Below are 9,961 nucleotides of genomic sequence, written 5' to 3'. Positions count from 1 at the left end.
CGTTGTGGCGCTCCCATGGAGTATCTGTCCCATAGCGCATCCTTCCATTGCTGGCTGAATAATGCACCATCAAAGCCTGGGATCAAACACCTAGGCCCGAATTATGGCGAAATCATCCCGGAATGTTCCGGAAATCGGGGCAGGGGACGCCCACCGGCTGAACCCGTCCTACCCCTCTTTCGGCGTTCCCGCCGCGCGCAGAATCGCCTTCTTGATGCGCGGATACGTCCCGCAGCGGCAGAGATTGGTGATTCCCGCCTTGATATCGTCTTCGGTGGGCTTGGGCGTGTCTTTCAGGAACGCGGCTGCCGCCATGATCATGCCCGGCTGGCAATAGCCGCACTGCGGCACCTGCTCGGCGATCCACGCCTGCTGCACGGGGTGGCTGCCGTCGCGGGAGAGGCCCTCGATCGTGGTGACGAACGTGCCTTCGATGTCGCCGATGTTCACCTGGCAGCTACGCTGTGCCTGGCCGTCGATGTGGACGGTGCATGCGCCGCAAAGCCCCGCCCCGCAGCCGAACTTGGTGCCGGTCAGGTTCATTGCGTCGCGCAGCGCCCACAGCAGCGGCGTTTCGGGCGGCAGGTCAAAAGCGACAGGATTGCCGTTGATGGTGAAGCGAGTCATGACGACGCGAGATTTAGACGGGGAGAAGCCCAAATGGAACTGCAAACGCTGTCGCTTGCCGTAGCCGAAGGTGTCGCCCGCGTGGCGATGACGCGGGGGCAGGCGTTCAACACCATGACGGAGGCCTTCTGGACCGAGATCGTCACGGTTTTCGAAGCGATCGAGGCGGATCCTTCGGTGCGCGCCGTCCTGATCGTCTCGGCCGGCAAGCACTTCACGGCGGGGCTGGATCTTGCGTGGGCAGGCGCAGACCTGCTGGCGGAAGGCGAAGGAGACGTCGCCCGGCAGCGCCTCGCGCTGCGCCGCAAGGTGAAGGCCATGCAGAACAGCTTCACCGTGATCGATCAGTGCAAGGCACCGGTGATCGCGGTCGTGCAGGGCGGCTGCATCGGCGGCGGCGTCGATCTCGTCACCGCCTGCGACATCCGCATCGGCACCGCCGACTGCTTTTTCAGCATTCAGGAAATCAATGTCGGCATCGTCGCCGACGTCGGTACGCTTCAGCGCATTCCGCACCTGCTGCCGCAGGGGCTGGTGCGCGAACTTGCCTACACCGGGCGCCGTTTCATGGCGGAAGAGGCGGCGCGGCACGGTTTCCTCAATCGGGTGCTGCCCGGCCACGACGAAGCGATTGCGGCCGGAGAGGCGCTTGCGCGCGAGATCGCGTCGAAATCGCCCGTCGCCGTTCAGGGCACGAAGGCAGTGCTGAACCGGGGCCGCGATCAGGGCATTGCCGAAGGGCTTGATTACGTCGCGACCTGGAATTCGGCCTTTCTGCCGGGCGCGGATCTCGGCGAAGCGATGGGCGCGCACCTCCAGAAGCGCCCGGCGCGTTTCGGGGACGCGATCTGATTGTTCGCGCGCGGGTTCCCGAAAGCGCCGGGGTGCGGCAAGCTATCGCTTGTCCGCGAATCGGGGCGCATCTATAAGGCGCGCCAAATCGATTCCGTCGGTGCGTTCGCGCGCCGTCTGGCCGTATTGGAGCAAGTGGGGGTTTGATGCGCGGAATTAACAGCCGTTTCAGGGCATTGGCAGTCGCTGCGGCGCTCACGCTCGGCACCGTTCAGGCACAGGCGCAGGAAGCGGCAACCGATGCCGCGGCTCCCGCTGCCGCCACGGTCGAGCAGGCGCCTTCGGTTGATGCGGCGGCGACGCCTGCGGTCAATCTGGCGAACATGGGCACGCGTCCCGATGCCGGCATCGGCCAGCCGCAGGGCGGGTGGCAGATCCAGCCGCAGGTGACTGCGCTCGGTCAGCGCGGTTCGGATTTCAACACCGCGCTGCTGCTCATCATGGGCGTGATCACGGCCCTGGTGTTCGGCTTGCTGATCTGGGCGATGTTCCGTTTCCGCCGCAGCGCCAACCCTGTCCCTTCGAAGACGACGCACAATGTGTTCATCGAGGTGGTGTGGACACTGGTGCCCGTGCTCGTGCTCGTCGCGATCGCGATCCCTTCGTTCAAGCTGCTCGCCTCGCAATACGATCCCCCGAAGGCCGATCTCACGATCAAGGCCACCGGCCACCAGTGGTACTGGAGCTATGAGTATCCCGATCAGGGCAGCTTCGGCTTCGATGCCGTGATGCTTTCGGCGGAGGAGGCTGAAAAGGCCGGTGAACCCAAGCTGCTCGCGACGGACAACCGCGTCGTGGTTCCGGTCGGCAGCGTCGTGAAGGTTCTGGTGACCGCGTCGGACGTGATCCACAGCTGGGCGGTTCCCGCCTTCTGGGTGAAGATGGATGCGGTTCCGGGACGTATGAACGAAACCTGGTTCAAGGCGGATCGCGAGGGCCTTTATTACGGCCAGTGCTCCGAACTTTGCGGCACCAAGCACGGCTTCATGCCGATCGCCGTCGAAGTGGTGTCGAAGGACAAATTCGATATCTGGGTCGCCGCGCGCCAGACGGATGCGGGCATCGAAGTCGCTGCCGCACCCGCCGCCGCCGATGCTGCTGCTGCGGCGCCTGCAGTCCCGGAAGCGGCGCCTGCCGCCGCCGAAACGCTTTAAGATCAAGTTCGGGTAGGAACGACACATGGCCGAGACCACCGCCGCCCATTACGACGCTCACGGCGATCACGCCCAGCATCACGACGACCATCACATGCCGGGCTTCTTCGCCCGCTGGTTCCTTTCGACGAACCACAAGGACATCGGCACGCTGTACCTGATCTTCGCGATCATCGCGGGCATCATCGGCGGCGCCATTTCCGGCGTCATGCGTCTGGAACTCGCCGAGCCGGGCATGCAGTATCTGCCCGGCTGGGTTGGCGGCAACGTCGATGCCGCCTATCACATGTGGAACGCGTTCATCACCGCGCACGGTCTCATCATGGTGTTCTTCATGGTGATGCCCGCGATGATCGGCGGCTTCGGCAACTGGTTCGTCCCGATCATGATCGGTGCGCCGGACATGGCGTTCCCGCGCATGAACAACATTTCGTTCTGGCTCATCATCCCGGCCTTCCTGCTGCTGCTTGCCTCGATGTTCGTCGAAGGTCCGGCGGGCTTCAAGGGCGCGGGAACGGGCTGGACGATCTATCCGACCCTGTCGACGACAGGCCATCCGGGGCCGGCGGTCGATCTCGCGATCTTCTCGCTCCACCTCGCGGGCGCATCGTCGATCCTTGGCGCGATCAACTTCATCACCACCATCTTCAACATGCGCGCGCCGGGCATGACCCTACACAAGATGCCGCTGTTCGTGTGGTCGGTGCTGGTCACCGCGTGGCTCCTGCTGCTCGCGCTTCCGGTTCTCGCCGGCGCCATCACCATGATGCTTACGGACCGCAACTTCGGCACGACCTTCTTCGATCCGGCCGGCGGCGGTGATCCGATCCTCTACCAGCACCTGTTCTGGTTCTTCGGTCACCCCGAAGTGTACATCATGATCCTTCCGGGTTTCGGCATCGTCAGCCAGATCGTGGCGACGTTCAGCCGCAAGCCCGCCTTCGGCTACCTCGGCATGGCGTATGCGATGGTGGCGATCGGCCTCATCGGGTTCATCGTGTGGGCGCACCACATGTACACCGTCGGTCTCGACGTGAACGTGAAGCTCTACTTCACGGCGGCGACGATGATCATCGCAGTGCCCACCGGCATCAAGATCTTCTCGTGGATCGCCACGATGTGGGGCGGCTCGATCAGCTTCGAAACGCCGATGCTGTGGGCGATCGGTTTCATCATCATGTTCACGCTCGGCGGCGTCACCGGCGTCGTGCTGTCGAACGCGGGTGTCGATACGATCATGCACGATACCTATTATGTGGTCGCGCACTTCCACTACGTGCTCTCGCTCGGCGCGGTGTTCGCGCTGTTTGCGGGCTTCTATTACTGGTGGCCGAAGATGACCGGCAAGATGTACAACGAGTTCCTCGGCAAGCTGCACTTCTGGGTGTTCTTCATCGGCGTGAACGTGTTGTTCTTCCCGATGCACTTCCTCGGTCAGGATGGCATGCCGCGCCGTTATCCCGATTATCCGGATGCGTTCGCGTTCTGGAATGAGGTCGCCAGCTACGGCTACGCGATCATGGCGGTAGGCCTCGTGTTCTTCTTCGTGAACATCATCATCTCGCTGATTTCGGGCAAGAAGGCCGGCGACAATCCGTGGGGTGAAGGTGCGACGACGCTCGAGTGGACGCTGTCCTCCCCGCCGCCGTTCCACCAGTTCGAGACGCTTCCGGAAATCAAGTAGGATCGCCGTGTCCAGCGTACCCGCCGTTTCTGTCCCGCCAATCAGCGATTTCGCTGACTGGCGGGATTATTTCGCGCTGCTGAAGCCGCGCGTGATGACGCTTGTCGTCTTCACGGGGCTTTGCGGTCTGCTTGCGGCGCCGGGTCATATCCATCCGGTGATCGGGTTCACGGCGGTGCTGTGCATCGCGGTTGCGGCCGGGGCGTCGGGCGCGCTCAACATGTGGTACGAAGCCGATCTCGATGCGCGGATGAAGCGCACCGCGAACCGGCCGATTCCGGCGGGCCGCATCGATCCGGCGGCGGCGTTCGGCTTTGCGGTCAGTCTTGCCGTCGGCGCGGTGGTGGTGATGGCGCTTGCAGTGAACTTCGCATCGGCCGCGCTGCTCACCGTCTCGATCCTGTTCTATGTGTTCGTCTACACGGTCTGGCTGAAGCGCCGGACACCGCAGAACATCGTCATCGGCGGCGCTGCGGGCGCATTCCCGCCGGTCATCGGCTGGGCGGCGGTCACCGGCGACGTCACGGCGCTGCCGGTCCTGCTCTTCGCGCTCATCTTCCTGTGGACTCCGCCGCATTTCTGGAGCCTCGCGCTGTTCGTGCGCGGCGACTATGCGAACGCGGGCGTGCCGATGCTGCCCGTCACGCACGGCGAGCGGGCAACGCGCATCCAGATCCTCGCCTACACGCCGCTTCTGGTGGCGGTCAGCCTGCTGCCGTGGGCGATGCGTCTCACCGGCGCGATCTACGGCCTCACCGCCGCAGCGCTCGGCGCGGTGTTCATGGCGCTCGCGGTCGCCGTGTTCCGCAACGATGCGACCGATCCCGCTGCGATGCGCCCCGAGCGCCGACTGTTCGCGTTTTCGGTGCTCTATCTCTTCGTCCTGTTCGGCGCGCTCGTCGCCGACCGCTGGCTTCTGGGATAAACATGGCCGACCACGACGATCTTCGAAAAAAGCGGAAAAGCCGCAACCTGGTGCTCGGTTCGTTGCTCATCGGGCTTGCCGTGCTGTTCTATGCCATCACGATCGTGAGGATGGGATGAGCGGCGAGCAGCGTATCCGTCGCACAGGCCTCATCGCGGGCGGCGTCGCGGTGGCGATGCTCGGTCTCGCCTATGCGAGCGTGCCACTCTACCGCCTGTTCTGTCAGGTCACCGGCTTCGGCGGCACGACCATGCGCGTGGACGAAACCGCGGCGCCCGAAGCCGTAAACAAAGTCATCAAGATCCGCTTCGACGCGAACGTCGCGCCCGGCCTCGCCTGGACGTTCAAGCCCGTGCAGACGCAGGCGACCATCCGTATCGGCGAGCGCAAGATGGCGTTCTACCAGGCAACCAATCTTACCGACAAACCGATCACCGGCATGGCGACCTACAATGTCTCGCCCGATACCGCCGGCGGCTACTTCATGAAGATCCACTGCTTCTGCTTCGATCAGCAGACGCTGCAGCCCGGCGAGACGGTGGACATGCCGGTCAGCTACTATATCGATCCGGCGATTCTGGAGGATGCGAGCGCGCGCCGCATCGACGAGATCACGCTCAGCTATACCTTCTTCCCTAGCGAGGAAGACACGAATAAGACAGCAGCCAATACGGTCGTGAAGGCGGCCGAGGGAACACAGGGATAAGATCATGGCCGGTGCCAAGAACCACGATTTCCACATCCTTCCGGCGAGCCCCTGGCCGATCATCGGCGCGTTCACGTCGCTTGCGATGGCGGCGGGCGCCGTCGGCTGGATGCATGATCAGGCGTGGGGCGGCTGGGTTTTCTTCCTCGGCTTCGCGGGCGTGCTGTTCACCTTCTACAGCTGGTGGGCGGACGTGATTCGCGAGGCGAACAGCGGCGACCATACGCCTGTCGTGCAACTGCATCACCGCTACGGCATGATCCTGTTCATCGCGTCGGAAGTGATGTTCTTCGTCGCCTGGTTCTGGGCCTATTTCGACGCTGCGCTCTACCCGGACACGGGCGAGGCGGTCGGCGGCGTGTGGCCGCCCCAGGGTATCGAGGTGCTCGATCCGTTCGTCTATCCGCTGCTCAACACGCTCATCCTGCTGCTTTCGGGCACCACGGTCACGTGGGCGCACCATGCGCTCATCCACGGTGATCGCGAAGGGCTGAAGAAGGGCCTCTGGCTCACCGTGATCCTCGGCTTCATCTTCTCGTGCGTGCAGGCCTATGAATATGGCCACGCCGCGTTCGGCATGGCCGGCAACATCTACGGCGCCACCTTCTACATGGCGACCGGCTTCCACGGTTTCCACGTCATCGTCGGCACGATCTTCCTGCTCGTCTGCCTCATCCGCACCTACAAGGGCGATTTCACGCCGAAGCACCATTTCGGCTTCGAAGCGGCCGCCTGGTACTGGCACTTCGTCGATGTCGTCTGGCTGTTCCTGTTCGTGGCGATCTACGTCTGGGGCAGCGATTTCGGCGCGGCGGTCGTCGCGGGTCATTGATGGTGTCCGGCCCGGACGGCGTCGGCGCTGTCGACCCGGTCCGGGCCGCCCTCAAAGGCTGCTGTCCGCGCTGCGGCAAGGCCGGGCTTTTCCGCAACGTTCTTGAATTCACGGATCGCTGCCCGGCGTGCGAGCTCGATATCGCCGGCTTCAATGTCGGTGACGGGCCGGCCGCGTTCCTGATCTTCCTGCTCGGTTTTCTCGTTGTCGGCCTCGCCATGTGGCTGGAATTCGGCGTGCATCCGCCGTGGTGGGTGCACGCGCTGCTGTGGCCGCCAATCCTGGTCGTGCTTACCGTTTGGGGTCTTCGCGTCGGCAAGGCGATCCTGCTCGCGCTCGAATTCCGCAACGAGGCCGCGGAAGGCCGCCTCAACGACAAGCCGGACGCCTGATGCGCCTGCCGCTGCTGCCGACGCTGATGGTCGCCGTGATGCTGCCGGTGATGATCGGCCTAGGCTTCTGGCAGCTGCAGCGCGCGCAGTGGAAGGCCGATCTGCTCGTGCGTCTGGAAGCGCAGGCAAAGCTGCCGGTACTCGAAACCTCCGTGATCTCCGATGATCTGGAATTTCGCCGTATCCGCGTGAGCGTGGATTGCCCAGATCCGTCCGCCAAGGGCCGCAGCGGCAAGAATGCGGCCGGTCAGGTCGGCTTTTCGATGCTGTTGCTGTGCAACAGTGGTGGGCAGCCGATTTTCGTCGATTCGGGGTGGTCGGATCGCCCGGATGGCTGGACGAAACTTGTCGCGCCGTGGCCACCCGAAGGTGCGTTTGCCGTAACCGGCACACTCGTCCGCACGGGCGGTAATAAGGGCCCGCGATACACGCTCGTTTCCGAAGCTGCGCCCGCGCCGCTGGTGACGAGCGCGCCGCCGTCGCCTGCGGACATACCCAACAACCACATGGCCTACGCTGTGCAGTGGTTCGCCTTCGCGGCGACGCTCGGCATCATCTATGCGGTCTTTGTTCAGCGTCTGCGGAGGAAATGATGGATTTGCCGAAGGTCGATGTGCCCACGATCGCGATTACCGGCAGTCCTCGGCGTTTCCCGGTGCGGCGTATTTTCTGCGTCGGCCAGAATTATGCCGATCACGCCCGCGAGATGGGCTCCAACCCTGATCGCGAGCAGCCGTTCTTCTTTTCAAAACCCGCCGATGCGGTCGTCGAAAGCGGTGCGGCCCTGCCGTTCCCAAGCCAAACAGGCAACCTTCACCACGAGGTGGAACTGGTCGTCGCGCTCGGCGCGGGCGGCACCGATATTTCCGTCGCCGATGCGGAAGCACTGATCTTCGGCCATGCCGTCGGCATCGATCTCACCCGCCGCGATCTGCAGGCTGAAGCGAAGGCCGCTGGCCGCCCCTGGGATATGGCGAAGGGCTTCGACCGTTCCGCCCCTGTCGGTGCGCTCACCCTCGGCGCCCCGCCTGCCTCGGGCGCGATCTCGCTCAGCGTCAACGGCGATCTCCGCCAGAACGGCGACATCTCGCAGATGATCTGGACCGTCGCGGAGGTCATCGCCAAGCTCTCCACCTACGTAGCGCTCGCCCCCGGCGACCTGATCTTCACCGGCACACCCGCCGGCGTCGGCCGGGTTTGCGCGGGGGAAACCGTCACGGCAGCCATCGCAGGCACGGCGCCCCTCGAGATACGCTTCTAACCTTCTCTCGACGGGGAGAGGGGCGGGGAGAGGGGCTTCAAACCGCATTCTCCCGATCGCGCTGCGCGGTGGCATCGCCCTCCCTTTTGATGAAGCTGATTTTCCCCTGCGGCTCGAGGATGGCCCAGGCGACATCCCGCAGCGAGGCGATCCCCGCCAGTCGCATTTCGGATTCGAGCTCGGCGTGTGTGATCCGGTCCCGCCGCAGGTTTTCGGAAATGATCGTGCCGTCGCGCACGACGACACGCGGCTTGCCGTCGAGCAGGCGCTCCATCGCGGGGAACAAATAGGTCATCCAGCTGAGCAGCAGCGCGAGGAAGCCGAAGGTGGCCACCGCAAGCAGCGCGCCCGTCAGGCTGAAATCATTGTGTGTCACGCCCTGCTGGATCAGGTCGCCCATTACGATCATCACCAGCAGTTCGAAGGGCGTCAGTTGGCCAAGCTCGCGTTTGCCCAGCAGCCGCAGCAGCAGGTAGAGGATCACGAATACGGCCGAAGCGCGCAGTACGATATCCATCAGGGGCGCACCTCCATGCGCACGGGCAGCGATACGATGGGGGTTTCCCCGTCAAGCAGCGTAATATGCCCCTCCGTGCCGCCGACGAGCGCCGGGTTGATCTGTCCGTCGATCTTGATGATCAGCGTGTCTCCCGCCGCAAGCGCCGCATACTCGAACCGGTAGCCGCCCTTGCCGTAGCGCTCGTCCGAGGGTGCGGGGATCATCGTGTTGATGGTCAGTTCGCGCCAATAGCCCGGAGAAACCGCGACGACGGGCCTTGCGAGCGCGCGTGCGGCATCGATGCGAAGGCGCATTTCGAAGACCATGCCGCTGCGGGCGATTGCGGGCGCCTCCAGCGTCAGTCGCGCTGCGGGCCCGGTGGCGCTGCGGGAGGGGTTCGGCATCCCGCCGAGCCTTCCCGAAACCCCGATCAGGATGATGGCGGCAAGAACGATGAACGACAGCGGGCTGGCGCTGCGATGCCAGCGGTGGGAACGCAGGTGTGTTTCCGTGATACCGTCGGGGTAGCCGTCGCCCATGCGTGTCTCCGGGGGCTCAATCCCGGAGCAGGCGGAAGGTTCCCCGGGGGCTCAGGAAAGCGCGGCGGCGGCTTCGCGCGCAGCGGCGGGATAACGCCCGACGAGCAGTTGGCGCGCGCGACGGACAGACCGGATCGGAGGCAGATGAATGGCATCCGCCGAAAGGGCGGGGGCAACGGGGCGCAGGAATGCCGCGTCGAGCGCGACGTGGTCGATGCCGCCCTCGGCCCCGCCGGGAAATCTCCGGCGCAGGCACTCGCTTTCATGCGCACGTGCCAACACGCGATCCTTGAAGCGGCGGCCCACCGAAAGGCGGATCGGCAGTCCGCCGCAAACCTTGATCCAGCTGTTCCAGCTGATGCCGGCGCGGCGCATGATCTCGCTTTGCGACCCGGTAAGCGATGCGATATCGGGCACCAGCGAAGGGTTTACGATACACATTCCGGGCGTGCCGCGCTTCAAATCCGTTCTCCTCAGCCGTCCTATTTGG

General features: G+C 64.3%; 13 protein-coding genes. 9 read left to right on the top strand and 4 right to left on the bottom strand.

Going from position 1 to position 9,961, the window contains the following annotated elements; translation table 11 throughout:
- Positions 1–168: 168 nt before the first annotated feature.
- Positions 169–627 (bottom strand): (2Fe-2S)-binding protein, encoded by a 459-nt coding sequence (locus GGQ98_RS15445; RefSeq protein ID WP_184071107.1) that lies wholly within the window; start codon positions 625–627, stop codon positions 169–171.
- Between the two features lie 33 nt (positions 628–660).
- Here GGQ98_RS15445 and GGQ98_RS15440 point away from each other — a divergent pair, with 33 nt between their 5' ends.
- The 9 genes from GGQ98_RS15440 to GGQ98_RS15400 all read left to right on the top strand — a co-directional run bounded on the left by GGQ98_RS15440 (position 661) and on the right by GGQ98_RS15400 (position 8,433).
- Positions 661–1,479 (top strand): crotonase/enoyl-CoA hydratase family protein, encoded by an 819-nt coding sequence (locus GGQ98_RS15440; RefSeq protein WP_184071105.1) that lies wholly within the window; start codon positions 661–663, stop codon positions 1,477–1,479.
- 146 nt (positions 1,480–1,625) lie between these two features.
- A complete protein-coding gene (gene coxB, locus GGQ98_RS15435; protein WP_184071103.1) occupies positions 1,626–2,633 on the top strand; it encodes a cytochrome c oxidase subunit II in 1,008 nt (335 codons plus the stop codon).
- Between the two features lie 25 nt (positions 2,634–2,658).
- Complete coding sequence (ctaD, locus tag GGQ98_RS15430) at positions 2,659–4,317, top strand: cytochrome c oxidase subunit I (RefSeq protein WP_184071100.1); 1,659 nt, start codon at positions 2,659–2,661, stop codon at positions 4,315–4,317.
- Positions 4,318–4,324: 7 nt separating this feature from the next.
- A complete protein-coding gene (locus GGQ98_RS15425) occupies positions 4,325–5,242 on the top strand; it encodes a heme o synthase (RefSeq protein ID WP_184071097.1) in 918 nt (305 codons plus the stop codon).
- Positions 5,243–5,357: 115 nt separating this feature from the next.
- Positions 5,358–5,948, top strand: coding sequence for a cytochrome c oxidase assembly protein (locus tag GGQ98_RS15420; protein ID WP_184071095.1), 591 nt, complete (start codon positions 5,358–5,360; stop codon positions 5,946–5,948).
- Positions 5,949–5,952: 4 nt separating this feature from the next.
- Positions 5,953–6,780, top strand: coding sequence for a cytochrome c oxidase subunit 3 (locus GGQ98_RS15415; protein ID WP_184071093.1), 828 nt, complete (start codon positions 5,953–5,955; stop codon positions 6,778–6,780).
- Entirely contained in the window at positions 6,780–7,172 is a 393-nt protein-coding gene (locus GGQ98_RS15410) for a DUF983 domain-containing protein (RefSeq protein WP_184071091.1), read from the top strand. The genes GGQ98_RS15415 and GGQ98_RS15410 overlap by 1 nt, the downstream gene beginning before the upstream one ends.
- Positions 7,172–7,765, top strand: coding sequence for an SURF1 family protein (locus GGQ98_RS15405; protein WP_184071089.1), 594 nt, complete (start codon positions 7,172–7,174; stop codon positions 7,763–7,765). The genes GGQ98_RS15410 and GGQ98_RS15405 overlap by 1 nt, the downstream gene beginning before the upstream one ends.
- Complete coding sequence (locus GGQ98_RS15400) at positions 7,762–8,433, top strand: fumarylacetoacetate hydrolase family protein (protein ID WP_184071087.1); 672 nt, start codon at positions 7,762–7,764, stop codon at positions 8,431–8,433. The genes GGQ98_RS15405 and GGQ98_RS15400 overlap by 4 nt, the downstream gene beginning before the upstream one ends.
- Before the next feature lie 37 nt (positions 8,434–8,470).
- Here GGQ98_RS15400 and GGQ98_RS15395 read toward each other — a convergent pair whose 3' ends face one another.
- The 3 genes from GGQ98_RS15395 to GGQ98_RS15385 are packed head-to-tail and all read right to left on the bottom strand — an operon-like array spanning position 8,471 to position 9,933.
- A complete protein-coding gene (locus GGQ98_RS15395) occupies positions 8,471–8,950 on the bottom strand; it encodes a DUF421 domain-containing protein (protein WP_184071085.1) in 480 nt (159 codons plus the stop codon).
- Positions 8,950–9,471 carry a hypothetical protein gene (locus GGQ98_RS15390; RefSeq protein ID WP_184071084.1) on the bottom strand — a complete coding sequence of 174 codons (522 nt, stop codon included), beginning with the start codon at positions 9,469–9,471 and terminating at the stop codon, positions 8,950–8,952. The genes GGQ98_RS15395 and GGQ98_RS15390 overlap by 1 nt, the downstream gene beginning before the upstream one ends.
- 51 nt (positions 9,472–9,522) lie before the next feature.
- On the bottom strand, positions 9,523–9,933 hold the full coding sequence (locus tag GGQ98_RS15385) for a hypothetical protein (RefSeq protein ID WP_184071082.1): 411 nt from the start codon (positions 9,931–9,933) through the stop codon (positions 9,523–9,525).
- Between the last annotated feature and the right edge of the window lie 28 nt (positions 9,934–9,961).

This window comes from Sphingosinicella soli (assembly GCF_014199685.1).
GTDB classification, from domain to species: domain Bacteria; phylum Pseudomonadota; class Alphaproteobacteria; order Sphingomonadales; family Sphingomonadaceae; genus Sphingosinicella; species Sphingosinicella soli.
This window is presented reverse-complemented; position numbering and strand designations above follow the sequence as displayed.

Bases quoted from the DNA above. Each gene is read 5' to 3' on its own strand.
- GGQ98_RS15420 (WP_184071095.1), top strand. From the start codon at position 5,358: ATGAGCGGCGAGCAGCGTATCCGTCGCACAGGCCTCATCGCGGGCGGC.
- coxB (WP_184071103.1), top strand. From the start codon at position 1,626: ATGCGCGGAATTAACAGCCGTTTCAGGGCATTGGCAGTCGCTGCGGCG.
- GGQ98_RS15395 (WP_184071085.1), bottom strand. From the start codon at position 8,950: ATGGATATCGTACTGCGCGCTTCGGCCGTATTCGTGATCCTCTACCTG.
- GGQ98_RS15410 (WP_184071091.1), top strand. From the start codon at position 6,780: ATGGTGTCCGGCCCGGACGGCGTCGGCGCTGTCGACCCGGTCCGGGCC.
- GGQ98_RS15415 (WP_184071093.1), top strand. From the start codon at position 5,953: ATGGCCGGTGCCAAGAACCACGATTTCCACATCCTTCCGGCGAGCCCC.
- GGQ98_RS15400 (WP_184071087.1), top strand. From the start codon at position 7,762: ATGATGGATTTGCCGAAGGTCGATGTGCCCACGATCGCGATTACCGGC.
- GGQ98_RS15390 (WP_184071084.1), bottom strand. From the start codon at position 9,471: ATGGGCGACGGCTACCCCGACGGTATCACGGAAACACACCTGCGTTCC.
- GGQ98_RS15405 (WP_184071089.1), top strand. From the start codon at position 7,172: ATGCGCCTGCCGCTGCTGCCGACGCTGATGGTCGCCGTGATGCTGCCG.
- ctaD (WP_184071100.1), top strand. From the start codon at position 2,659: ATGGCCGAGACCACCGCCGCCCATTACGACGCTCACGGCGATCACGCC.
- GGQ98_RS15445 (WP_184071107.1), bottom strand. From the start codon at position 627: ATGACTCGCTTCACCATCAACGGCAATCCTGTCGCTTTTGACCTGCCG.
- GGQ98_RS15440 (WP_184071105.1), top strand. From the start codon at position 661: ATGGAACTGCAAACGCTGTCGCTTGCCGTAGCCGAAGGTGTCGCCCGC.